Below are 23,385 nucleotides of genomic sequence, written 5' to 3'. Positions count from 1 at the left end.
CATTGGAGAGAATGCTAGAGGCCGAGGTCGCGCTTCCGACCAAAGCCCCATTCGATGCCACCGTCGTCCTTCACGACGCCGGTGACGTGCTGGCCGAGCCTCTTCTCGAACTCGCGCGACCAAGGCACGAGCTGGAAGCCCAGACCGTTATCAATCATGGCGAAGCGCCCCGAGGAGAGCGTCAGGCGCTGGCGATACGTACCTGCCACATGCTCCCCGTAGGCCGCCTTCACGTAAGGCAGGCCGGTGTCGGTCGAGACTTTTGCCGCCACCTCGTCCAGTTCACGTCGGCGCAACGTGTCCAGAAGGTCGCGCTGCAAGATGATGTGTTGGCCCTTCCGGCGCGCCAGACCTTCCTGAACCAGATGCTTGGTACGGGCTTCCACGGCGTCGCGGGTCTCGCGGCCGAATCCGCCCATGGCGAGCGGCATGGGGTCGCGTTCGACCAGCCTGTGGTCAAGCCAGGTTGCTCCTCTTGCGGTGATCTGCCCACTGAGATCGAGATCGGAGCGGGTCGCGAGCACAAAGGTGGGGCGCGGATCGCCGGTTTGGCCGAAGCGCCGGACTTCGACAATGCCGCCGATCGGCGGCGCCTGTTCGAAGGCCTCGATCCCTCGGAAGCGGACGTGGTGCGCGCGTCCGTCAGTTCCATCGATCAGGGCGTAAGCCTCACCCGTCAACTCATCGTGCAATCCCCGATCGACCAGCCGTCCGATGATCTGGGACGAAGGCTGTCCACCTTCGATGACAAAGTCGGCAACGCCGCGCGCTTCTCCACGCTCGGTAAAGGCGAGGTGCATGGTCTTGATGATGTCGCCGCGCATGCCGAGGTCGCGCAAGCTGCGCTCGGCCTCGAGGCCGACCATCCATTCGCCTGGTGCGGCGGATACGGCAAGGCGCATCTTCTCCAGATGCTGCAGGCGGCCGACCATCAGGCGTCTGATTTCAGGATCGGAGCTACCGGGATGTTCGGGGCGGAGATCGATATACCCGGTCTCATCTGCCGCCAGCCGGATCTCCCGATCGAGCCGCGTCCATCGTTCAGCCGAAACCTCCCTCTCCAGTGAATTGCGGATCTCGTGCTCGGGTTTTGGGCCCAGTTCGATGGCGACCAGTTCCTCGGCGCGCGAGCGCAGGCCCTGGCTGATATAGTCGCGGGAGATCACGAGATCTGCCCCTTGCTCATCTACTCCCCGCACGAGAAGATGGACGTGAGGGTTATCCGTGTTCCAGTGATCGACGGCCACCCAATCGAGCCGCGTACCGAGATCGGTCTCCATCTGCTTCGCGAGATCGCGGGTGAAGGCCTTCAGGTCGGTCATGTCGCCTGCATCCTCTGGTGAGACGATGAACCTGAAATGATGCCGGTCGTCCTTGCACCGGTCAGCAAAGGCTGCGCTATTGGCGCGGTCGCTGCCCCCATCGAACATCTCGGCCCGCTCACCACTTCGAGTCACGCCGTCGCGCTTGAGATACGAAAGATGGGCGGTCAGTGGTGCTGAACGGAAGGCTCGGCCCTTGTGCCGGACAACACGCGCCTTCGCCACAACGCGTCGTGCCGGGCCGAACAATCTGGCGCGGCTAAAGGCGAGGCGCCCGCGGCCAAACGTGGAGCGCCCATAGGCCACAGAACGCCTGCCAGCCGCGGCCTGTCCTGAGGTGTGACCGGCTTTCGTCGCGGCACGTAGCACCTGGTTGATAAAGCTCTTGGGCTTCGGCGAGCGGGTACTCCGGATACGCCCAGGCCGAATACGTAAATCGCTGTCGCCCACGCTCATGGCAGGGCCTCCCAACGAACAAAAGCGCACACAGTGCCGAAAACGCCTTTGATTGCATTCGCCAAAATCCAACGCGCGGCACGCGCTCCGACCGACCGGCACGCCAGGACCCAAGCCATGTCAATGGCTTGCGGTTCGACCGGCGAGCCCCTTTTATCTCGCCTTCCTAATCGGGCGGGCAAAGTCAACTCATTCCTACGCTTTTCTTCGACTCTTCGAACTTCAGTCATTACCGACTCCCTGCACCAACAACGCGCAACTTCACCGCAGCCGCGTACGCCACTTGCATTCACCAGGCGGGGTCCGTGCGTTCCTTCGCGTTCAGCACTTCGGCCGTCGCATGCTCTTCATCAGGTTCGTAAACAGGGATGTCCAAGCAGTCCGGCGCTCTCGTCCCCGAAGGGCGGCAGCAGGCAAGCGATAGCGGACATTTCCCGTTTCGCGGCCCGCCAGGGGACGCTCACCGCGCGCGCGGATCTGTAGTTACGTTCCTCCTCAACATGCCGGGCGCAGACCCAGCGCTAATCTATCGTCACCTGCACCGCGGCTACCGCGCCGGTTTCAACCGCAGCCGCTGCGTGATCTTTGCGCCAAACCCGACGTGGAAGTCGGTCTCGCTGACCCACATCCGGTGCAGAATGCTGGCGAGCTTGCGCGCCACCGCGGTGATCGCGCACAACATGCTGGACCGTTTGGCGATCCGCAGGCCCCAAGCTCGCAGGGCCGACCATTTTCTGACCCGCAGCAGCAGGCTTGCGGCTGCCTCGCAAAGCGCCTCTCGGACGGCAACGTCGCCCTGCAGCGCTCATTGGGCTTTCAGGCCGCACAACGAAGAGTTCTCCAGCGGATGACCGCAGACGAGCGACTGCGCTGGAAGTAGTAAGGTCGCTGCCGATGACTGGCGCGAGCTTCCGCAAATAGGCTTCGGTCTCTACTGGCAATGGGCGGCCGGCGAGACGCTCATCGTAACGAGCAGGCCCCGCGTTGTAGGCTGCAAATAAGCCCGGCGCACCGTAACGGTCGCGCAGTTCGCGCAGGTACGCCGTACCTGCAAGTATGTTGTCATGGGGATCGTAAGGATCGTTGCCGAGGTCGTACCGCGTAGCTCCGCCCAGGTTTCTGGCATGATCTGCATCAACCCCATGGCGCCCTTGGGTGATTTGGCGCGCATGTCTCCGGCGCTCTCGACGTCTATGACTGCCAGTATCCAGCGCACCGGCATGCCAAAGCGACGCGAGGCCGCTTTCAACGAAATCCGCAAATGAATTGCCAGTTCGATAACTCGCTGTGAGCTCTGCCGGTCGCGTCTCGGCGACAGCAGCAGCGTTACTCACAGTCAGTGCCACGAACAGGGGCACGGCAGCGCACAGGCTCCTCTCGAAAAAATGCAAGAGTGCCGGCGTGCTCGCGCCCGTCCAGGGTAAAGCCGCTTCGCGCCGGCCTTTCGGCCGCGCTGGACCGCCGCTGCGCGCGTCGGCTTTGCAAGCTTTGGTCGAGACGGAGGAATGGTCCTGCACTTGATCGAACAGAGGAATGGCAGAACGGAAACGTAGAACACGCACGATCACTCCTCCCACGTCCACACCGGGAGGGCACGGCCGATCACGCCCGACGCCGGAAGAAATCCAAAATATCGGCCGTCAAGGGAGTCATCCGACTGCCAATTCATGAGAAAGAGCTCGCCCTCCCCGACGACTCGGCAGCCCTGCCATTTCGGCAGCGGCCGGCCGCGTCCGTCACGATCCCGGGCCTCGCCGACTTCAATTTCATTCACGGAAATAGTGAGACCGCTTCTGCAGACCGTCTGCCCCGGCAGCGCCAAGACCCGCTTGAGCATGGGGACGCCGACTGGCAGATAGCCGTTCAGGTCTAGAAAGGTCGCAAGTGGTTCCGGCGGCTGAATGGCGACCAGCTCTGTGACACGAAAGAGTTTTGCCGCTCGCAAGCGATAGAGACCGATAGGTACGCTCGTCGATGCATTCCAGATGTAGAGCGGAAGCGGCTCCAGAAAGATTGTCGTGACAAGGGCGGCAGCAACCACGAACGTCGTTATCAGCATGATGAAACGGCACGTCATCGCATCACCTTTTGACGATTAAGCCACGCCTGACGGCGCGCTTTCGTATACGGACGCGGATTTTCGTTCACGGACAGACGGTTATGAACGTGATGCCAATGATCAGGAGCGACATCGGCGGGATCGATGCCGAGCGCTTCGACCGCATCGACCATCTGCAGCACCCGTTCGACCTTCGGCCAACCGGAGAGCCGCAGCAAAATCTCTCCGCCCGGCTTCACATACGGCACGGTCGAGCAGCGCTGTCCTGGTGCGACCGCGCGCAAGATGTCAATCCGCGAGATGATCGTGCCAAAGTCGCTGGAGGTCCAACGGACGAAGGCAAAGATGCTGCCAGGCGCGAATGACAGTACACGCCGGTGACCATCAAGCTTCCGTTCCTTGACGATGCGACCGAACCGAATGCGGTTTTCGATACGCATCTCAAGCCACAAGATTTCTACTTCGGTGAGGTCACTCATGCAGCGGCTCCTTGATGCTGGAGCTGAGAGCCGTAAGCTTTGCGCTCGGCGAAGTACGTATGCGGCAGGCGAAGGCAAGCACGACTCCCAGCCCGCGCTCGCCAATGCACGAAGATCGAGTCCCTGATGGCACGAAGGTTGCATCCCTCGATAGCACGAACTGATTCACAGGTTGTCCTCCGAATTGGAGTGAGTCCGCGCCGACGAAGGCGTGCCGTTAAGGGAGCAACGAGCGTGGGCACGAAGTTCAGCCGCTCTGTGCCGCTCGGATCGCGCGTGAGCACGAGCCGATAGCCGGGCAATGTCTGACGCTGGACGATCTGCCGTATGTCGGAACTAAATTGCTCGAGCGGGGAGAGGATGCCGGACTTGGTATGGAAGCGTACAAGGTCGAAACTCCAGCCGCGGTGCTGACGTTCACCCTGCTTGCGCGCGAGGCGGTAGAGCCACCGTTCAAGCCCGCCCGTAAGTTCGAAATAGCCGCGGTCAATCGTGAGCACGAGCGCGTCATCGATGACGCCGGCATAGAACCAATCAAGCAGGATCAGCTCGAGCCCAAATGGACGGCCATTTGCATCGGCCGTCTCCTTCCACTCGTTAAGCCAGAAGAAGCGATGCCGCCGGCGCTCTGTCGGCTGACGTATCGAGGTCAGGACGGTCGTTGACTGAAGTCTGTCGAGACGGGCCTTGACGCGATCATAATCTCGCGCGCTCGTATCGCGGCCGACAAATGTCAGAATTTCATAAGGCGTTGCGGCCATCAGGCGCGAGTTCTTCAAGCCGTTGTCACGGGCTTCGACGATCTGGGATGCGGCCCAGATCAGAACGTCGGCATTCCAGATGGTCGCCATGCCGTGTTCCGGCACCGCTTCGACCCGAATTGCGAGCGCGCCGACACGGAAGTCGATCGGAATAATTCGCTTCGTTTTTGCAAGCGAGAAGAACGGATAAGCCATCAGATCCTGCGAATCGCGTGGCGCGAGATCGCCGGGTAGCGCCCTAAAGAGCTCCAGCTGATCGCGCTCGGAATGTTGTTTGCGCCGCATGGTCACTGCCCTCGCCCGCGATTAGCGACGTTCCTGGCCCGCATATGGGCGCAGTACCGGATGCTTCTTTGCCGGCAGCACGGTCCCCTTCCCGGGGTCAGACGTCGACGTTTTGGCGCCGAGGTCAGCCCAGGCTTTCAGGTCGTCTACGGCGTAGACGACACGTCCGCCGATCTTCCGATACGTCGGCCCGGTGCCGTACGTGCGGTGCTTCTCCAGCGTGCGACCGGAGAGGCCAAGGTAACGCGCAGCCTCCGGTGTTCGCAGGAATCGCGGAGGTAGACCGGCCGTCGAATCGGGCATTTGAGCACTCCAGGATGACAGCGCACCGCGGATGGCGGCGCCGGCGTGTGTGGGGTCATCATGGAGAAGCGCGATCTCGGAGGGGGATGCCGAATATTGGGGGGTCCATTTTCGGCCACCCATGAAGGGCGCTACTCGACCCTGCGCCTGGGCCGAAGCAGCTTGCGATAGCCTCCGCGCACAAATGCGAGGCCGCTTTGTACAAGGCGACGGGTTCGGCTGCGCAGATCGTGTGTTTTCCAGCCACGATCCGATATGCGCGGCTTGCCAAACAGAGCTTCTGCGATGCTGCGATAAGTCGCGCCAGCGAGATACGCGGCGGCCGCGCGAAGGGCTGCGCACAGTCGTTCGCGCCGCTGTTTGGGCACGCGATGAAACGGAGGCCCTGGCGCGCGTCCATTCATCGCGCGCCACAGCCGCGTGGCGGCATGCGCGCGCGCCTCGAAATCGCCGTCAAATGGCAACTCGGCCGCATAGCGAGCGCCTGCGGTCAGCGGCTGTTTCGACCAGATGCGATGCTTCACCGAACCGATTTGCAGCACGGCATGCCAGCCGTCAGCGGCACGGCGCACCTGACCAGATGCAGGATCAAGCGGCGGCTGAGGCGTTGGGCCTTGACCAGGCGTTGAATCGGTTACAACGACCGGGACGACGGTCGGGAGAACCTCGGGCGCCCAAAAGATTGTCTGCTCGTGGAACGACCTCTGCGGGTCATGCGCGAAAGCAGAGGCCCCACCTCCTCCTGAATTCCTCGCTCACCTCGCCGTCTGAGCTGCTAGCGACGATCTCATCGTAGTCACGTTGGTAGTCCACGTTCATACGAAGGCCTACCCAGGCGATTTCAGTGATCTCGGCGTTCTCCAGGCTCTTGAACGAATCCGGCGATCGCCAGTCGAATTCAGGCATTGCTTCCGCCCCCATTGCACTTAACGAACAAGGATTGTGGCGCAATAATTATGAACGAGGCGGTTGTAGGAAGCCCCTAATTTGGCACCACGTGGTGCATGAGAATGACCGCCGGTTAGCGGGAGAAAATCGTTCTTGCTGCAAGTCTGTAGTCGGCAATTCTCTTCTATTTTGAGCCAGTACCGCGTAAGAGGCGTCCCTGCTCAGTCACCCACTTGGCGCGCGCGAGGTGGCTCTGGTATGCGCGCATTGCACGATCCGGCTCGCGTTCCGCATCGATATGCAGCACTACCCGCGCGACTTCCATCCACTCAGCCCCTTCGCTCTCAGCCTGCAGGAGGCGAATGTAGGTGACGACATGCTGTTCGTCATAAGCCGTCAGAATCTGGTCCGTGGGCGCGGCGTCGGCAACATCGGGATCGAGCGGCGGATTCTTCATAAACTCCATGCCTTAGATTAGACGATTTCTAACACGCAGACCTGAAGAGGCTGAACCGTTAATATCTGGGTCGCCCGACCGGACGTGCACGTTTTGTCGAGAATACTCCGTGGTGAAATACTCTTCAAGGACGTGCCCTCTCGCGTATGGACATACGCGAGGTACTTGCAATCAATTTGCGGAAGCTCCGACAGGCGCGCGGTTTATCCCAGGAGGAATTGGCCCACAGGGCGGATATTGACCGCACCTATATCAGCGCGCTCGAACGAAGCGTCTATGCGGCGGGTATCGACGTTGTCGATCGGTTGGCGCGTAGCCTGGGTGTAGAGGCAGCCGACCTGCTGGCTCGTCCCAAGCGAAAGACGCGGGACCAAGCCGAATAGCTGATGCGAGCCGCCGGCCCTTTGGCGGACGCCGGCTGATGCGCACCAGAGTGAGAAGCCCCGCCCGACGGACCGGACGGGGCTTGGCGGAGCGTCTACTCGCCGCTCTTGCGCGGCCGCGACCACAGGAGCGTGTAGCCCTCGCCGCCCTCGTCATCGAACAGGTTCGCGTAGATCGGCGCGTTGAACGAGGGATCGTCGAGCTTGAGCGAGAGGTAATCGCGGCCCTCTTCGGAGCGCTTCGACCAAGCTGCGCCGATCTCCGCCCGGCCCACGTAGATGCGGTGGCTGGGAGCGTTGTCGTTGGATCGGTTGGTCTCGGCGACGATACGGACGCCCTTGGCTTGCAGGCTCAGGGTGACGATCTCGCCCTGGAAGTCGTTGCCGACCTTCTTGAAAGAACCGATGTTAGCCATGTCACTTCTCCTGTTGTGTTTCGAGCCCGCGACCACCGCGACCTCGATGGCGATCTAGAGGCCGAGGACGATCGGCGACGCACCCGCTCGCGGGCCGGAGCGCAGCGGAGGACGCCGTTGTTGCGACTTTCTTGCCTCGCGAGGAATGGGCGCAAGCCCAGGGGAAGAAAGTCGCATCAACGGCGTTGCGGCTCAGACGATCGAGGCGCAGCCGGTCTTCGGCCAGATCAAGCCATCAAAGAGGCCACGTGCGTCCGCGTGCTGAACCGCAACCTTGGGAGAAGATTTGGCGAATCTCGATTGTGCAGAACAAGAGGTCGGTACGGTTCGCCGCACAAAGAGAAACAATCTGCCGCAAAGGGCGGTATCGTCTCGGAACGAATGATCGAGCGCGGCGCGCCGCTCCACGCAACTATGTGGATCAGACAGAGATTGCTACGGCTTGCTTAGAGCGCTCTGACGAGAAGTGCGGTTACCTCTCGCTCAAGCTCGACGCCGCCTCGTTCAACGTGGTGCCCTGTGCGGTCTTGCTCGGCCGATGATGGCGACGAAGCCTCATCACTCGTGCGTCGCTGCTGGAAGAACTGGGCGAGCCGTATTCTCCAGCACCCCGACCGACTCCGACGGGCGGGGAACGCGCCTATGCCGTGCCGCTGATGCAAGCGGCGCCCAAACAAGCGAAGACGTGGCGCCAAGCCGACGACGGCACACCGATCTGCGATAGGGCGAACACCACATGATAGCCGGCGATTGCCGCAGGTGTGCGAATACGGTTGCAATCGCGACGCGCAAGGCCAAGGACCGACCAAAGGCGACGGTGACCTGACCAGCGGCAAGCATTAGCGCGCCAGAAGTAGTTCCGATAAGCAGTGCGCCGAAGACGCCTGCCCCATGGCGAAATGCCAACATCCCGATACTGAGTGCGACGAAGAACGGCAAAGCGTACACCGCGAGCGCAAACATGGCCCAGCAAAACAAACCGATACCAGAACAAGCCCAATGGCAAGCATGGTGGTGGCTCCATGTGCATGGATTTATCAATCGCGCCTTCCACCACCACACGGCGCAGTTTTGCGATGTAAAAACGAAACGAGGCGGAGTTGCGGCGTGCAACTCCACCTTGGCGTCTTCGAGGCGACGGCGCTCATGCGCCGCCGAACTTCCAGACGGGAATGCCGAGCCGCTTCGCCTTGTCGGCGAGATTGTCCTGAATTCCCGTGCCCGGGAAATGCATGACGCCGATCGGCAGGAGTTCGAGCATGGCGTCGTTGCGCTTGAAGGGGGCAGCCTTGGCATGTTTCGTCCAGTCAGGCTTGAAGGCGATCTGAGGAACCTTGCGGGTGGTCGCCCATTTGGAGGCGATCAGTTCGGCACCCTTGGGCGAGCCGCCATGGAGCAGGACCATGTCGGGATGCTTGACATGAACCTTGTCGAGACGATCCCAGATCAGATGATGGTCATTGAAGTCGAGCCCACCGGTGAGTGCAATTTTCGGTCCTGGTGGCAACATGACCTCGGTCTCGGAACGACGCTTGGCGGCGATGAAGTCGCGGGAGTCGATCATTGCTGCAGTGAGGGTTCGGTGATTGACCAACGATCCCGATCGAGGACGCCAAGCTGAGCCGGTGTGGACCTCAAATCGCTCGATGGCCTGATCCCGGAACAGTTCCAGGCAGTTGCGGCGCTCGATCAGGGTGAGCCCTTCGGCCGTCAGGCGCTCGAGTTCGACCGATCGCACTTCCGAGCCATTCTGCTCGCGCTGGCTCTTATGCTGCGCCTGTTCGTTGTTATCGAGCTGCAATTCGATGCGGTCGAGGGCACGATGGAACAGGTTGACAGTCGACCAGAGCAGATCGTCAAGGTCCGGCTCAAGTCGCGTGTCGTTCAGGGTCGCAACCAGGGCATCAAAGATGTCCGCTATGGCGCCGACGATCATCTTGCCCTCCGGGAGCGGTCTTGGATCGGGTTGGTCGTCGAAGGGTCGATAGCCGAACAGCTGTAATTCAGTGAGGATGTGGTCGGTCGGGGAAGAGGCATGCGGCGGTTCGATGTCGTCATCGTCGGTCATGGGAAGAGGTCCTTTGCCGGATCGGCCGCGACCATCGCGGTCTTCGTGGCGATCCTCTGACGGCGGGCGGACCGGGCCAGAACCCGACAGGGCCGAAGCGGCAGCGGAGGATGGCGGAGGCCGGCTATTTTGCTTCGCGATGCAAAGCGCGCGGCCAACTGCATGATGTGTCTTCACATCGCTGGCGCGCGGCGGAAAATAGCCGGAGGCAGCCATTGCCGGCCCGGGCCGGCTGCCGTCCGATCGCCCTCTAGAAGGCCGAGGTCGCGTCCTCTTCCGGTATTGGCCTCGCCTATGACCGGCCCATCAACGTCGATCAAAGACCGGGAGCTATTCCGCGGCCACGATCGACGAATGCAGGAAGCGAACGACATCCTCTGGCGCAAGCTGAAACCGCAGCGCTGCTCGGAGGGCTTCGAGACCGAATAGCTGCAGATCTTCGTTGAAGTCGCCCAGCCAGGGCGACAGCACGATCGCTTCAATGCCGGCGTCTGCTGCGCGCTGGCTGAGAGTTGCCACCACCGCACCACCGGCGGCATCGGCATCGCGCGCAATGTAGAGCCGGCGCAGGCTAGACGCCAGCGTCATGGCGGAGAGGTGATTAGCCGAAAGCGCGGCCGCCATCGGCATAGTCGGCAGCAAATAGCGTAGCGAAAGCATGGTCTCGATACCCTCGCCGGCAGCGAGCACGTCATCCACCACGCCGAACCGAACGGCGTTGCCGAGCAGATCGCCCATCGCGCGCCGTGGCGTATCGATCGGAGCCTTGCCGAGCCGCACGCGATCAAAGCCGTCCGGATCGAGCCAGGTCCGGTGCACGCCGGTGATCCGACCATCGAGATTCGTGACGCCGGCGATCATTGCCGGCCAGGTTTCGGTCGGCAGATGGTCGTCCGGCCGATAGTAGCAGCGTGGATGGAAGCGCAGACTGCCGCCATGGTGGATGCGGGTTATGCCGCGGCCCTGCAAATAAGCCTCGGCAATGGTCCCCTCGATCGGGCGGGATATCGCAAAGAGCCGACGGGCGGCTTCCTGCGATCGGGGCGGTACGACTGAGGGAAGAGGGCTTGGGGCCAGCTTCTGCTCAGAGCGAGGCAGGTTCAAAAAGCGCCTCGCCTCCTCGGCGACCTCACGAAAGTCTCGCAAAGCCAGCGTTTCGCGGATGATGTCGAGGAGATCACCATGCGCGCCGGTTGCGGCATCGGTCCACTTGCCCGCCGCTCCCTTCGGCGATTCCTGGAGCCGCACAAATAGTGAGCGGCCCGGGTTGTTGTGGACGTCGCCGACCACCCAATACCGCCCCGCCCGCTTGCCATTGGAGAGATAGCGTCGGCATACCGCCTCCGCCTCTCGCGCAAGGCGGCGTGCCAGTTCGCAAGGTTGGCGGGACATCAGGCCGCCTCCTGCCAAAGGACACCTTCGACTGGATACCGGTTGAGCACCTTCGACAGCATCTCTATGCCGCTCGCGTGCATCCGCACGAACATGCGGAGCTTACAAAAGGTGATAAAGAGGCCGTAGCCTCGCAAGCTCTTGCGCATCTTGGCATGGGATCCCGACACTTCGATGCGCTTTCCACGGATCACTCCGACATCGGCCGACGTGATCTTTTGGACAGCTTTTGGCATGCTGATTCTCCACGACAGGCAGCCGGGAGCCTCTCTCTCGGCCTCCAACCCGTCACGGAAACGACCCTGCCCCTCTTACTCTTGTGACCGCGGCCACCGAGCAGAGCCTTACGCCGCCTGCTGGTCCTCCCTCGGCATGTCGCCGACGGGTTCTGGGAGAAAGCCAAGCAGATAATCGGCAACCTTGCTGGCCTTGGAAGCAGCCCGGACAATGGCACGTTTGTCCTCGCGCAAGACTTCAAGTAATCAGCAGCAGATCATAATGTGAAGGAAGATTCTTAGCGCGGCCGGCTTGTGGAGATCGGCTAAAACGGCTCGCGATCTGCTGCGCATTATTTCCGGCATGAGACCCTCGGCTGTTGATCAAACACAGTTGAGGAAGCCTTCATGACACATGGATACAGCGCCCTTGTCTCGGAGCTTAGGGATGCTCTCACGCGACTGCGATATAACCGAGTTGCAGTTCATAACTATTGCCGCAACGCCGACCACTTTCTTGCGTATCTGACGGTACGCGAAATTGCTCTCGAAGCAGTCACGCCGGCCGACGTAACGGCTTATCTGCGGTTTGCGGTTCGACAATTTCGCAAGCGTCATGGCCGCGCTCCAGCTCGCTATTGGATAGGCATTCCCAGATCAGGAATCCACGCGCTGCTGAAACTCGCGTTGAAGCGCTGGCCACCTGAAACTGCGGCCATCAATGCTGGCGGGCGTCTTTGTCGAGAGGTGTGCGATCAGTATCAGACATGGCTGCGGGAGGAACGCGGGCTCGCCACGGCCTCGGTCGACGCCTTACTGTGGGAAGCTCGAAATTTTTGTGCTTGGCTCATCAAGCATTCGAACGCCAATTTTGCAGGCCTGACCGTCCGCGATCTCGATATTTACATGGATATGCGGGCTCGCGGGCTGACGCGGAAATCCTTGAAAGATGTCGCCGAGCGGCTTCGTTCGCTGCTGAAACATCTTCACAGGACAGGTCGCACCACGGCCGATCTCTCCCAGCACGTTATTGCTCCGCTGCTCTATGCCTATGAAGGCATCCCGTCCGCGTTAAGTTCGGATCATATCTCGATTGTCCTGAAATCTGTTCGAAAAGACCGGTCGCCGATGGGCTTGCGCGACTATGCCATCCTTCAGCTTCTTGCGACCTATGGGTTACGTTCCGGCGAGATAAGCCGTTTGCGGTTAGAAGACATCGATTGGCGGGCGGACATTCTGCACATCCGCCGCTCCAAAACGGGTGATCATTCTCTTCTGCCCTTGTTTGAGGCCGTTGGGGAAGCGCTGATCGAGTACCTCCGGCACGGCCGCCCTGAAACTGGTGTGCGGGAGATCTTTGTTCGCACCCGCGCACCCTACGTTCCCATGGTGCGCATTTATAACGAAGTCAGCCGGCGGATTGAGGCGGCAGGCGTCACACCAAGCGGCAAACGCGGCCCGCATACCTTCCGGCATGCACGTGCAGTCAGTCTGCTACGGGCGTCGGTCCCGCGAAAGCTGATCGGAGACGTATTGGGTCATCGTTCAACGGAATCGACGATCCCCTACCTGAAACTTGCCACGGAGGACCTGCGCGCAATCGCCCTAGAGATCCCGGGACAGGAGGTGCGCTCATGAACGCTTGGCCCGACACCGATGGCAGAACGATTGCCCGTTATCTTGGTCGGCTCCGGCTACGCTGCTCGACCAGTCCGATCTATTACCGTCAGGCGCTCCGAACCTTCCAGGAAGTGGTTGTCCGGGATCAGCGCACACCCGGACAGCTTGGCCGAGAAGTGCTCGAAACGTGGTTGCGCGAATATGCCATGCACTGGCCCATGGCGACGCTGCTGCATCGCGCCCGCATCGTCAATCGCTTCCTCGACTTCCTCGTGGGGGAAGCGCTGATCGTCAGCAATCCCATTGCTGATTTGCGTGCCGAGTACCATGCGAAAAGCGACAAGGCTATCGTGCGGTCGCTGCTCGCGCCCGATCCCGATCAGGCACTCGAAGCGCTACGGCAGTTCCCACCGTTCAGCAGTGTTCTCGGCGACCTCATGCGCAACCACATCGCGCTGATGCAGGCGAGAGGTTATCGCTATCAGACGCAGACCCGCTGGTTCTGGCGGTTCGATCGCTTCTTGCAAGCGCATCCGGAGTTGGCGGGAGAGTCAGTATCGATCATGTTGCAGCACTGGGCGGCCGCGCGATCAACCGCCAACCATGCCGCCGAATGCGAAAAGCTCGCTCGTGCCTTGGCCAAGGCACAGCATCATCTCGATCCCAGCACCAAACCAAGGCGTCCGGATCCCCGTCCTGCACAACAGGTCGCGCGACATTGGCGTCGGCCATATATTTACAGCGCGCAAGAGGTTCGCCGTCTCCTCGACATCGCTCTGACCTACCCCTCTCCACGCTCACCGTTGCGGCCGATCAGCCTCTACACCATGCTGGTCCTGACCTATTGCGCGGGATTGCGGTTGGGAGAACTCGCACGCCTGAACCTTGCCGATATCGATCTGCAGGTTGGCACGATTACCATCCGGGAGACGAAGTTCTTCAAATCGAGGATCTTGCCATTGGCTGACAGTGCGTTGTCGGCGCTGCGGGAATATCTGGAGGCGAGACGCAAGGCGAAGATGCCACAAAGCCCCGAATCTGGCCTGTTCTGGCACGATCAGGGCAATGCGCGCTACACGTCGCACGCCATCGCCGGTTGCCTTGTCGACATCCTGCGGCGTGCCGGACTCAAGGCGGCGAAAGGCAAGACTGGCCCTCGCATCCACGACCTGCGTCACTCGTTTGTGGTGAACCGCATTCTCGAATGGTACCGCGCCGGCATCAATCCGCAGGACAAGCTTCCATTCCTCGCGACATATCTGGGGCACCGCGATATCCACGCGACGCTGGTTTACATCACGGTCACCCAGGAACTCCTTCAGCAAGCAAACGAACGCTTCCGGACGTTCGCGTCACATTGCCTGCACGCGTCAGAGGGGGTGCAGCCATGAAACCGGTCGACCCGTTCCCGAGGCTGCTTCATGCCTTCTTTTACGAGTGGATGGTTCAGCAGCGAAATGCCTCTGCGCACACCGTTCGGTCCTACCGTGACACATGGCGCCTGTTCCTCAGGTTCGTGGCTCAACGCCGACGCCGGCCGATAGCCCAGCTCGCACTGGGGGACCTGACGGCCTCCGAGGTCAAGACCTTCCTGCAATACACCGAGCAGGAACGCGGAGATACGATTGGCACGCGCAACTGTCGCCTGTCCGCAGCTTCTTTAGCTTCGTTGCTGACCGCGAGCCGACGGCTATCGAGCAATGCACCCAGATTCTGCACGTGCCCATGAAGAAAGCGCCGATCCATGCGCCGTGCTATCTGGAGCCCGAGGAGGTGAAGGCCATTCTGGCGCAGCCCGACCGCTCGACGATTGAGGGGCAACGCGACCACGCGCTCTTCTGCTTCCTCTACAATACCGGCGCGCGCATCCAGGAGGCGCTCGATGTTTGCCCGCGGGCGATCCGGTTCGACTCGCCAACCTGCGTGCGTCTTTACGGCAAGGGACGAAAAGAACGGCTGAGCCCTCTTTGGCCAGAAACCGTGTCGTTGCTAAGATCGCAGCTCATGCGACAGCCGAGGGCCGACGACGAGCCCATCTTCGTCAATCGGTATGGTGTCCCGCTCGGCGCATCGGGCGTCCGCTTCAAACTGGCGCAATACGTCGAAGCGGCAGCGAAGATCATGCCGAGCCTGGCCTCAAAGCACGTAACACCTCATAGCTTCCGTCATGCGACGGCGGTGCATCTGGTAGCGGCAGGCGTTGACGTCACTGTGATCCGAAGCTGGCTCGGCCATGTCAGCCTCGACACCACAAACCACTACGCTCAGGCAAATCTGGAAACAAAGCGCCTGGCGTTGGAGCGCCTCGAAAGCCCGTCACGATCGGCAAAACGACCATCGTGGAAACAGGACCAGAGCGTTCTGGCCTGGCTCGATACCCTTTAGCGGCAAGGAAATAATGTGGAGGAGATCGCGCACTATCCCAGCATAACACCGGAAACGTGGTGCTCCTTCACATTATGATCTGCTGCTGATTACTGGAGTAATGGCGAGCTTGCCATTATTCAAGCCATGAGCCGATATAGTCGGCATGCCGCACCATCGGCACGATGCCGAGCGAGGCGCAACTGAACGCAGACGAGATTTCCGCAACCAGCTCCTCAAAGGCATACTTCTTGGTACCGTAGCTGCCTGACAGGTCACGGTTGAGGCGCGATGGATGGCCACTGGCATGCGCCTTATGCCGATATCGGCATAAGGCGCATAATGCCGCGATCCAGATTATGCCGCATCTGCTCGGCTGGGCCCGGTTGGCGGCATGATCCCGCCAATCCCATTCGGCATAATCTTCGTCGCTCCAACAACAAGGAGCACGAAGATCATGTCTCAATATTTGCAGACCTGCATCGAGCCGCATCTTGGCTCGTTCGCAGCGAGTTTTGCGGCGGAGAATTACAGCGCCGGCACGGTCAAGACCTACCTATCGATCCTACGAAAGGTGGGTCACGCGATGGATGTCCAGGGCATCGGTCCTTCAGCGTTGACGCTCGATATGGCCGAGCATCTGGGACGCAAGGTGCCGCGTAAGAAAACCGGCACGATATGGCCGTATAGGTTGGCCCGCCGGTTCGCGCAGCATCTCCTCGATATCGGCGTGACGCATCCAGTGCCGTTGAGCGAGGCGCAGCAAGCGCGTGCGGCCCTACTGGCGGACTTCGAGACCTATTTGGTCAAGCATCGCGGCCTTAGCCCGCGGACGATCTATCACACGCTGCGGTTCGCCAACCGGTTCCTCGATCATCGCTTTGGCGATGCGATGGTTGATCCGGGGCGGTTGCGGCCCGCCGACGTGATCAGCTTCCTTGAGCACGTAATGGCAAGTGCGCGGCGCGACAAGACGGTAGCGACGCATGTTCGTATCTTCCTGCAATATCTGTTCGGCAGTGGCGCGACAGCGACCAATCTAGCTCTGAGTCTGCCTAGAACGGCGAAACGCTGGGGAGCACGACTGCCGCGCCATCTGGTGCCCGAGGGCGTTGAGGCGGTGCTCGCCTGCGTGCGCCACAACCCGCGGCACGGGGCTCGGGACTATGCGATGCTGCTCATCATGGCCCGGCTTGGCTTGCGTGCTGCCGAGGTCATCGCGATCCGGTTGGACGACGTCGACTGGCGCGCGGGCGAACTCTTGGTTCGTGGCAAGGGCAAACTCCACGATCGCGTGCCGATCAGCTCGGAGGTTGGCGATGCGCTGAGCCGCTATCTGCGCGAGGAGCGCGGCCCCACGTCCTGCCGCATGATGTTCGTTACCCATCGCGCGCCACATCGTCCGTTCAATGACGGCCAAATCGTCAACGCCGTCCTAAAGGATGCCCTGAAGGCGACCGGCCAGAAACCGGTGACGCCCTATGTGGGATCGCACCTGCTGCGTCATAGCCTTGCGGTCCAGTTGGTGAACTCGGGTGCATCGCTCGACGAGGTGGGCGACGTGCTGCGGCATCGCTCACGCACATCGACCATGATATATGCCCGTCTCGACATAGATGGGCTGCGATCGATAGCAATGCCCTGGCCCGTAGTGGGAGGCGCGCAATGAGCCTCACCTCCCAACTCGATCGCTATCTGGCCGTGCGGCGCAGCCTCGGCTACGACCTGAGCACCAGCGAGCGCATCCTCCGCCGCTTCACGCGGTTTGCCGACCGCGAGCGTGCGACGCATATCGACACGGCGCTGTTCCTGCGCTGGCATGCTACGCTCGACGAGGCCAACGGCAGGACGCGAGCGGCGCGGCTTACCGTCGTGCGCCTCTTCGCGCAGTGGCTAAGTAGCTTCGATCTGGCGCATGAAGCCCCGCCCCGGGGATTGTTGCCGAATACCGTGATGCGCTCCCGACCGTATATCTACAGCGACGCGGAAGTCGCTTCGATCATCGCGGCCGCAATGGCACTTCCGTCGATTTGCGGATTGCGCGGGCTGACCTGCTCGACGCTGTTCGCACTCATCGCGATCACGGGCCTGCGCGTCAGCGAGGCGCTCGCGCTCGATGGAGACGACCTCGATGCCGATAATGGTGCGTTACGCGTCCGACAAGGTAAGAACGGTAAGGAGCGACTGCTGCCGCTCGACCCCAGCGCCGTCGAGCGACTGCTAGACTATCACGTCAAACGCGACCGGTTGATCGGTCATCCGGCGAAGCCGATGTTCATAACTGACAAGGCGACTCGGCTCACCGACTGTGGGGCCCGCTACAACTTTGCGCAAGCATGCCAGCAGATCGGATTGCGATCCGAGCAGCAGTACCAGCGGCACGGCCGGGGACCGCGCATCCACGACCTGCGCCACACCTTCGCCGTGCGTACGATGATCAACTGGTACCGGACTGGCAAGGACCCGGCGCGCGAGATGATCCGGCTGACGACCTATCTGGGTCATAGCAACCCTTCTGGAACATATTGGTATCTGGAGGCGGTCCCGGAGCTGCTCGATCTAGCGATGGGCCGCGCCACCGCGAGCGGCGGGGAGATGGCACAATGAGCACCATCGCCTTACCTGCGCTGATCCAGCGCTTCTTCACCGAGCGGCTTTGCACGCAACTGGAGGCGAGCCGACATACGGTCGCTGGCTATCGCGATACGTTCCGGCTACTGCTCAGGTACGCGAGCACTCGCCGCAACAAGCCGCCAGTCAACCTGACGGTCGAAGATATCGACGCCGATCTGGTCGCGGACTTCCTCGCCCATACCGAGACCACGCGGGGCAATAGCGCCCGCAGCCGCAACACCCGGCTCGCGGCGATCCGATCGTTCTTCCGCTTCGTCGCGATGACCGATCCGACCTGGCTACTACACTGCCAGCGTATCCTGGCCATGCCCAACAAGCGCTATGTGAAGCGTGCAGTTACGTTCCTCGATGCCGAAGAGATGGCGGCGTTGCTGGCGGCTCCGGATCGCACCACATGGGCGGGCCGGCGCGATCATGCTCTGCTGTTGCTCGCAATCCAGACAGGCCTGCGAGCTTCCGAACTGGTCGGCCTTACCCGGGGCGATGTCGCGCTTGGAACCGGCGCTCACATCCGTTGCATGGGCAAGGGCCGCAAGGAGCGCGCCACCCCACTTCGCCGCGAGACAGCCAAGCTGCTGGCGACGTGGATCGGCAACGACAAAGACCAGAGCAAGCCGCTGTTCCCGTCGATCCGGGGCGAACGGCTGAGCCGTGACGCTCTTGAGCATCTGGTCCGCAAGCACTGCCTCACGGCGTCGCGCGCGTGCCCGAGCATCGGCACCAAGCGGGTCACACCGCATACGCTGCGCCACAGCACGGCGATGGACCTGCTCCATCATGGCGTCGATCCTGCGGTGATCGCGCTCTGGCTTGGTCACGAGAACGTCGAGACCACCCAGATCTACATCCACGCCGATATGCGGATGAAGGAAAAGGCGCTCGCTCTCGTCGCCGCACCATCCGCGCCGCCGGGTCGGTTCCGGCCGGACGACAAACTGCTCGCGTTCCTTGAAGGGCTCTGATTATGCCGAACAGCCGCATGGCCAACACCGGGATATCCAGCCTCCAACAGAGGCCATGCGGCATAATCTGGATCGCGGCATTATGCGCCAGCTCGTGGAGGGCCGTTCGATGCCAATTGATTGGTTCAAAATAGGCCTGCGGAGGCGGCACCTGCACATAATCTACCGTCGGCATATAGAAGGCACGGTTGCCGCCGATGCGGAAGTCGATGCCGGTCGCCTTGATCAGGTATTCGACCTGCGGCTCGATCAGGCCTGGCGGCGGAGGTGGCGCCGTTTTTGCGATCTCTGGCGGCAGGCCGTCACATTGATCGCTGTTGAAGACCGTGAAGCGCTTGAGGAACGGAATGCCCTGCGCTTCCTCACCGGTCTCATGTGCGCGGCGTTTTTCGTCGACCGGCACGAAGCGGTCGGCGTAGACGACGGTCGTGCCGCGCTCGCCCTTGCGGACGTGACCACCGAGCGACAGCGCCTGGCGGAAGGTAAGCCAGCTCTGCCCTGTAAATCCGTGTTCGGTCGCGGCACCCCAGAGAAATAAAATGTTAATGCCGCTGTATTGATGGCCGGATGCTGCGCTTTTCGGCATGGCCAAAGGCGCCTTCGCCGCCGCCGTGCCCCAGGGCTTCACCCACGGCACTCGGCCAGCCTCCAGCTCGGCGATGATCTTGTTGGTGATGTCGTCATAAAGGCTTGCCCGGTCCTCACCGGTGCGCGCCCGAAGATAGTGTCTGGACATCGCGGGTCTCCGCGACGGGGACCGCGAGCCTCTCTCGCAGCCTGTAACCCGTCATGGCAAAACCCGGCCGACACTCTGACTCTCTCCTCCTAATTGAGAGAATGCGAAATCTGTAACGCAGCCCGCCTTCCATCGTATCTTCATGGAAATTGAGTTGAGCGACCGGGGCCGCAGGCCCCACCAGGCGTGCGCCAGGGGCGTATCGCCCTATGGAAAATGGCACCCGGAGAGCGTGAGCATCGCGACCCGAAGGGGCACGCGGATCCGAGTGCAGCGACGAGACCGGTTTAATAGCGGCACCCGGGAACGGGGCAGTGATAGCGATCGCCGCAAGGCGAGCCCCTTTTCCGAGTGCCCCCGGCGAGGAGCTCCGCTATCCCTGCGCGAGGGATCGAAGCCGGATGGCCGAGACGCAGCGCGGCTCGGTTCACAAGAGCCCGTTGCGGCGCAGCCGCACGCGCGCAAACGGGAGAACTCGCCAGGGCTCGACCAGAGGACCTCGTTTCGTCGCTTGAATTCGTCGGCGCGTCGAAAAGTCTCTTAGTCCTATTTACCCATCCAGGCGCAGTTCGGGCTGCATTCTGCCTTGCATCGTCCATCCGGCTCAAGCGCATCACGAAAGGCCTGCAGCTCACGGATATCTGCAACTATCATTCCGAATACGTGAGCAATTGAACCATTCGAGCAATGGCCGGCCGAGCAGTGCTCAGCCCAGCAACCATAGCCTGCTTAGTCCAACCCGCACGTTCAAATTCCGACGCTCGAAAGCGATCCGAAGGCTTCGATACAAGTCTCCCATCGGACCTGTCGGATTGACGATTGACCTATCATCCAAAGCAGCTGCCTGCCGGATACCGGCCCCTACCAACGGAGCGCCGCAACTGTTCCCCTTTTCTTTCGCGAGCGACGTTGGCTTTCTTGGAGAACTACACACCAAAAGGGTTCCTTTTCGCGCGCCAATCCAGCCTTTTCCCGCCGGGCCGCCCTTTGCAGTAGAGGTGCAAACTCTTTGGCCGTAACACTCCGCTTGATCCGCAATCCGAACTCTCGCTCCCCCGACCAGGGACGAAGAGCAATCCGGATCGACCAGATCCCGTCTCGTTCGTCAGTGGAATCAGCACATGTTACACCACGGGCATTCAGCAGTCAGATCAAACCGCTTAGTCTCGCCGCGCACCGCACTACCTGCCCGCTACCCTCTCGCTGGAACCTGGCCCACGATGATGAGAGCGGACATGGCCGCCGCTTACCTTGACTTTGGAGACACAAGCGAACTCACGCGCGCGATCAGCCGAGGAGACGCCCCCCCGCCAATCGGCTTTCGCGGAACTGGGCGCCTGCGCCAGCCAGTTTGGTCGAAGGCGACTATGGATCACTTCGCAGCGTCGACCCGAAAAAGAGATCTTAAGCAGGGGGAGGATCTTTTATGCCTGGTGTGATTTCGCTTGAAAAGGCATCGCATCTGCCCCGTTATTGTCGCCGCAAAATATTAGCGAAGAATAGAATAGCCTACTATTTTGAACCCCCAACCTGGGCTCGTCGACAGGGCTGCGATTTAAACCCTGAAGCTCTAGGCTGCGATTACGCAACTGCCGTCGAGCGGGCAGAGAAAGTCCTCCTGCCGGCGTTCGACAGTTGGCACTCACGGGGTCTAAGCGACATCATGCCGGCGACGATCGAACCCGGCACGTTCGATTGGCTCGTCGGCGTCTTCCAAGCTCACCAGAAGTGGACCGAAATCGAAAGCGCTACGCAGCGGCACTATACAAAAAGTCTCGCACTGTTCGCCAATCACGAGCTGAAAGATGGAAGTCGCGTTGGGTCTAAACAGTTGTCCGATTTCACCAAAGCGTTCGTCGACGCAGTTTATCGAAAATTATTGTGCGTGACGAAAGTCAATAACAGTGGAGAGGTCGTCGTTCGCGAGCGTCGTCGCTATGTAACTATGGCCATGGCGGCCTGTCGCCGTGCTTGGTTCGTTGGTCAGCGTGCTCAAGAACGGATCGTACCAGCGACCAATCCGTTTTCCCGGATGGGACTAAAATCTCATCCGCCTGGGCAACCGATACGGCCCACACCGACCGCAACTTGGGACGAACTCGTCGCGTTCAGAGCTGCCGCGAGAAAGCTTGATTACCGCTCGATCGCAACAGCTGCTTTATTGTCGTGGGAGTGGCTGCAACGAGAGCAGCACGTGTTTGGCGCCTTCGACATTTCGCATTATCGACCCAGCGAGCGGCCAAATAGCGTCAGAATCGTGCATCCGAAGAATGGAGAGGAGGCTTGGTGGCCCCTATCGGACGAAACGGGCACCCCTCTCTTTCCTGAGCTTATGGAGGAACTCGACGAGATCAAGAGGACCACCCTCTCCGGTCTGGTATTCCGTCGTGATCATGCGCATCGTCAGTCGGCAATCCCGCTACCATGGATTACCCCACGCAAGGATCTCCGCTATCTACGTAGTGTGGTAAAAACCATCATCACAGAGGCTGGCCTACGTCAGGAGCTTTCTTTTAGGTCTTTCCGACACGGAGGATTTACCGAGGGCGCCGACAGCGATCTCACGGATGCAGAGTTGCGCGCGGCTGGTCGTCATAGATCAAGTCGCCAACTGCCAACCTACGCCAAGCGTACGGCCAGGCAGTTGATCATTGCCACAAAAAAGCGTCGCGAAGAGCGGACAAGATCTCTCCTTATTCGGCTAAACGCCAATCTCCCCTCGGAATAATGGCACGTCGGCCGATGGCAGCACGATCAATGCGCTGAAAGGATCGCCTATTTTCCCGTCCACACCGGCTTGCGCTTCTCGCTGAACGCCTTCAGCCCTTCCTTGGCATCCTCGGTCATGGCAAGCAGCGCGATCTGGCTTTCGGTGTAGGCGATGCTCTCGTCGAACGACATCGAGGCGATGGCGCGCATCGCGTATTTGCCGCGACGGATCGCGGTCGGGGATTTGTCGACGATGCGGCCGATCAGCCAGTCGACCTTGGCATCCAGCTCGGCCGTGGGCACGACGTAGTTCAGCAGGCCTGCTGCCAATGCCGCTTTCGCGTCGAACGGCTCGCCGGTCAACGCCCATTCGTTGACGAGGCGCGGTGGCGCGATCGCCTGCAACAGGCTCAACACCTGCATCGGGAACACGCCGACCTTCACTTCCGGCAGGCCGAAGATGACGTGATCGGCGGCGACGGCCATGTCGGTCATGCAGAGCAGGCCCATGCCGCCTGCCATGCAGACGCCGCTGAGGCGCGCAATCGCGGGCTTGGTCGCGTTCTGCGACAACCGCAGCAGATCAGCATAGTCGACATTCGGCTTCGAATGATCCATCGCGAAGGCCGCGCCGGAGTTCTGCAGATCCGCGCCGGCGCAGAACGCCTTGTCGCCCGCGCCCGTCAGCACGATGATTCGGACATCCTTGTCGTCATGCGCGTCGCGATAACCGCGCGTGATGCCGGCGATGACCTCGCCATTCAGCGCATTGCGTTTCTCGGGCCGGTTGATGGTGATCCAGAGCGCCTGCCCGCGCTTCTCGGTGATCACGGCTGTGGTGTCGGTCATGGCGCGCTCGCTTCCTTGGGCTCTCCG

At 61.1% G+C, this 23,385-nt stretch carries 21 protein-coding genes and 6 pseudogenes; 9 read left to right on the top strand and 18 right to left on the bottom strand.

Going from position 1 to position 23,385, the window contains the following annotated elements; genetic code table 11:
* Positions 1-14: 14 nt before the first annotated feature.
* From IVB07_RS12530 to IVB07_RS12485, 10 genes and pseudogenes are all read right to left on the bottom strand, one after another.
* Complete coding sequence (locus IVB07_RS12530; RefSeq protein ID WP_247403484.1) at positions 15-1,778, bottom strand: DUF3363 domain-containing protein; 1,764 nt, start codon at positions 1,776-1,778, stop codon at positions 15-17.
* A 547-nt stretch (positions 1,779-2,325) separates the two neighbouring features.
* A pseudogene (locus IVB07_RS12525) lies at positions 2,326-2,559 on the bottom strand (IS110 family transposase); the annotation flags it as partial.
* A gap of 103 nt (positions 2,560-2,662) precedes the next feature.
* A pseudogene (locus tag IVB07_RS12520) lies at positions 2,663-3,112 on the bottom strand (lytic transglycosylase domain-containing protein); the annotation flags it as partial.
* A 230-nt stretch (positions 3,113-3,342) separates the two neighbouring features.
* Entirely contained in the window at positions 3,343-3,855 is a 513-nt protein-coding gene (locus IVB07_RS12515; RefSeq protein WP_247299381.1) for a S26 family signal peptidase, read from the bottom strand.
* Positions 3,852-4,316: a DUF2840 domain-containing protein gene (locus tag IVB07_RS12510; RefSeq protein ID WP_247767695.1), complete on the bottom strand. Its 465-nt coding sequence runs from the start codon at positions 4,314-4,316 to the stop codon at positions 3,852-3,854. The genes IVB07_RS12515 and IVB07_RS12510 overlap by 4 nt, the downstream gene beginning before the upstream one ends.
* 165 nt (positions 4,317-4,481) lie before the next feature.
* Positions 4,482-5,362, bottom strand: a pseudogene (locus IVB07_RS12505) (replication initiator protein A).
* A 21-nt stretch (positions 5,363-5,383) separates the two neighbouring features.
* Positions 5,384-5,665 carry a helix-turn-helix domain-containing protein gene (locus IVB07_RS12500; RefSeq protein ID WP_018454787.1) on the bottom strand — a complete coding sequence of 94 codons (282 nt, stop codon included), beginning with the start codon at positions 5,663-5,665 and terminating at the stop codon, positions 5,384-5,386.
* Positions 5,666-5,796: 131 nt separating this feature from the next.
* Complete coding sequence (locus IVB07_RS12495) at positions 5,797-6,189, bottom strand: DUF2285 domain-containing protein (protein ID WP_247385471.1); 393 nt, start codon at positions 6,187-6,189, stop codon at positions 5,797-5,799.
* A gap of 187 nt (positions 6,190-6,376) precedes the next feature.
* Positions 6,377-6,571, bottom strand: a complete 195-nt coding sequence (locus tag IVB07_RS12490) for a DUF6499 domain-containing protein (protein WP_247405952.1) — start codon at positions 6,569-6,571, stop codon at positions 6,377-6,379.
* A 166-nt stretch (positions 6,572-6,737) separates the two neighbouring features.
* The gene (locus IVB07_RS12485) at positions 6,738-7,010 is read right to left on the bottom strand and encodes a DUF2285 domain-containing protein (RefSeq protein ID WP_247361530.1); all 273 of its coding nucleotides are present in this window, start codon (positions 7,008-7,010) and stop codon (positions 6,738-6,740) included.
* Between the two features lie 146 nt (positions 7,011-7,156).
* Here IVB07_RS12485 and IVB07_RS12480 point away from each other — a divergent pair, with 146 nt between their 5' ends.
* Positions 7,157-7,393: a helix-turn-helix transcriptional regulator gene (locus IVB07_RS12480; protein WP_247361528.1), complete on the top strand. Its 237-nt coding sequence runs from the start codon at positions 7,157-7,159 to the stop codon at positions 7,391-7,393.
* A gap of 95 nt (positions 7,394-7,488) precedes the next feature.
* Here the strand turns inward: IVB07_RS12480 and IVB07_RS12475 are convergent, their stop codons facing one another.
* From IVB07_RS12475 to IVB07_RS12455, 5 genes and pseudogenes are all read right to left on the bottom strand, one after another.
* Complete coding sequence (locus tag IVB07_RS12475) at positions 7,489-7,809, bottom strand: DUF736 domain-containing protein (RefSeq protein WP_027562526.1); 321 nt, start codon at positions 7,807-7,809, stop codon at positions 7,489-7,491.
* Positions 7,810-8,953: 1,144 nt separating this feature from the next.
* Positions 8,954-9,877 carry a DUF2493 domain-containing protein gene (locus tag IVB07_RS12470; RefSeq protein WP_247361522.1) on the bottom strand — a complete coding sequence of 308 codons (924 nt, stop codon included), beginning with the start codon at positions 9,875-9,877 and terminating at the stop codon, positions 8,954-8,956.
* A gap of 330 nt (positions 9,878-10,207) precedes the next feature.
* Positions 10,208-11,269, bottom strand: a complete 1,062-nt coding sequence (locus tag IVB07_RS12465; RefSeq protein ID WP_247405938.1) for a toprim domain-containing protein — start codon at positions 11,267-11,269, stop codon at positions 10,208-10,210.
* Positions 11,269-11,505: a hypothetical protein gene (locus IVB07_RS12460; protein WP_247410217.1), complete on the bottom strand. Its 237-nt coding sequence runs from the start codon at positions 11,503-11,505 to the stop codon at positions 11,269-11,271. The genes IVB07_RS12465 and IVB07_RS12460 overlap by 1 nt, the downstream gene beginning before the upstream one ends.
* Positions 11,506-11,613: 108 nt before the next feature.
* Positions 11,614-11,748: pseudogene (locus tag IVB07_RS12455) on the bottom strand (antirestriction protein ArdC); the annotation flags it as partial.
* 144 nt (positions 11,749-11,892) lie between these two features.
* Here IVB07_RS12455 and IVB07_RS12450 point away from each other — a divergent pair.
* From IVB07_RS12450 to IVB07_RS12435, 4 genes are read left to right on the top strand one after another with little or no spacing between them, the layout of a single operon-like run.
* Complete coding sequence (locus tag IVB07_RS12450; protein ID WP_247361518.1) at positions 11,893-13,122, top strand: site-specific integrase; 1,230 nt, start codon at positions 11,893-11,895, stop codon at positions 13,120-13,122.
* Positions 13,119-14,495 (top strand): tyrosine-type recombinase/integrase, encoded by a 1,377-nt coding sequence (locus tag IVB07_RS12445; RefSeq protein WP_247767694.1) that lies wholly within the window; start codon positions 13,119-13,121, stop codon positions 14,493-14,495. Before IVB07_RS12450 ends, IVB07_RS12445 begins: the two co-directional genes overlap by 4 nt.
* A complete protein-coding gene (locus IVB07_RS12440; RefSeq protein WP_346659455.1) occupies positions 14,492-14,833 on the top strand; it encodes a site-specific integrase in 342 nt (113 codons plus the stop codon). Before IVB07_RS12445 ends, IVB07_RS12440 begins: the two co-directional genes overlap by 4 nt.
* A complete protein-coding gene (locus IVB07_RS12435) occupies positions 14,830-15,489 on the top strand; it encodes a tyrosine-type recombinase/integrase (RefSeq protein WP_247767693.1) in 660 nt (219 codons plus the stop codon). Before IVB07_RS12440 ends, IVB07_RS12435 begins: the two co-directional genes overlap by 4 nt.
* A gap of 115 nt (positions 15,490-15,604) precedes the next feature.
* Here the strand turns inward: IVB07_RS12435 and IVB07_RS12430 are convergent.
* Positions 15,605-15,781 (bottom strand): annotated as a pseudogene (locus IVB07_RS12430) (zincin-like metallopeptidase domain-containing protein); the annotation flags it as partial.
* Between the two features lie 81 nt (positions 15,782-15,862).
* On the opposite strand from IVB07_RS12430, the gene IVB07_RS12425 reads away from it, so the two are divergent.
* From IVB07_RS12425 to IVB07_RS12415, 3 genes are read left to right on the top strand one after another with little or no spacing between them, the layout of a single operon-like run.
* A complete protein-coding gene (locus tag IVB07_RS12425; RefSeq protein WP_247523560.1) occupies positions 15,863-17,137 on the top strand; it encodes a tyrosine-type recombinase/integrase in 1,275 nt (424 codons plus the stop codon).
* On the top strand, positions 17,134-18,075 hold the full coding sequence (locus tag IVB07_RS12420) for a tyrosine-type recombinase/integrase (RefSeq protein ID WP_247767692.1): 942 nt from the start codon (positions 17,134-17,136) through the stop codon (positions 18,073-18,075). Before IVB07_RS12425 ends, IVB07_RS12420 begins: the two co-directional genes overlap by 4 nt.
* On the top strand, positions 18,072-19,064 hold the full coding sequence (locus IVB07_RS12415) for a tyrosine-type recombinase/integrase (RefSeq protein ID WP_247297730.1): 993 nt from the start codon (positions 18,072-18,074) through the stop codon (positions 19,062-19,064). The genes IVB07_RS12420 and IVB07_RS12415 overlap by 4 nt, the downstream gene beginning before the upstream one ends.
* 88 nt (positions 19,065-19,152) lie before the next feature.
* Here the strand turns inward: IVB07_RS12415 and IVB07_RS12410 are convergent.
* A pseudogene (locus tag IVB07_RS12410) lies at positions 19,153-19,800 on the bottom strand (ArdC-like ssDNA-binding domain-containing protein); the annotation flags it as partial.
* Positions 19,801-21,226: 1,426 nt separating this feature from the next.
* Here IVB07_RS12410 and IVB07_RS12405 point away from each other — a divergent pair.
* Positions 21,227-22,528 carry a hypothetical protein gene (locus IVB07_RS12405; RefSeq protein WP_247767691.1) on the top strand — a complete coding sequence of 434 codons (1,302 nt, stop codon included), beginning with the start codon at positions 21,227-21,229 and terminating at the stop codon, positions 22,526-22,528.
* Positions 22,529-22,575: 47 nt separating this feature from the next.
* Here the strand turns inward: IVB07_RS12405 and IVB07_RS12400 are convergent, their stop codons facing one another.
* The gene (locus IVB07_RS12400) at positions 22,576-23,358 is read right to left on the bottom strand and encodes an enoyl-CoA hydratase/isomerase family protein (protein ID WP_018454799.1); all 783 of its coding nucleotides are present in this window, start codon (positions 23,356-23,358) and stop codon (positions 22,576-22,578) included.
* Between the last annotated feature and the right edge of the window lie 27 nt (positions 23,359-23,385).

Source organism: Bradyrhizobium sp. 172 (assembly GCF_023101065.1).
GTDB classification, from domain to species: domain Bacteria; phylum Pseudomonadota; class Alphaproteobacteria; order Rhizobiales; family Xanthobacteraceae; genus Bradyrhizobium; species Bradyrhizobium canariense_D.
This window is presented reverse-complemented; position numbering and strand designations above follow the sequence as displayed.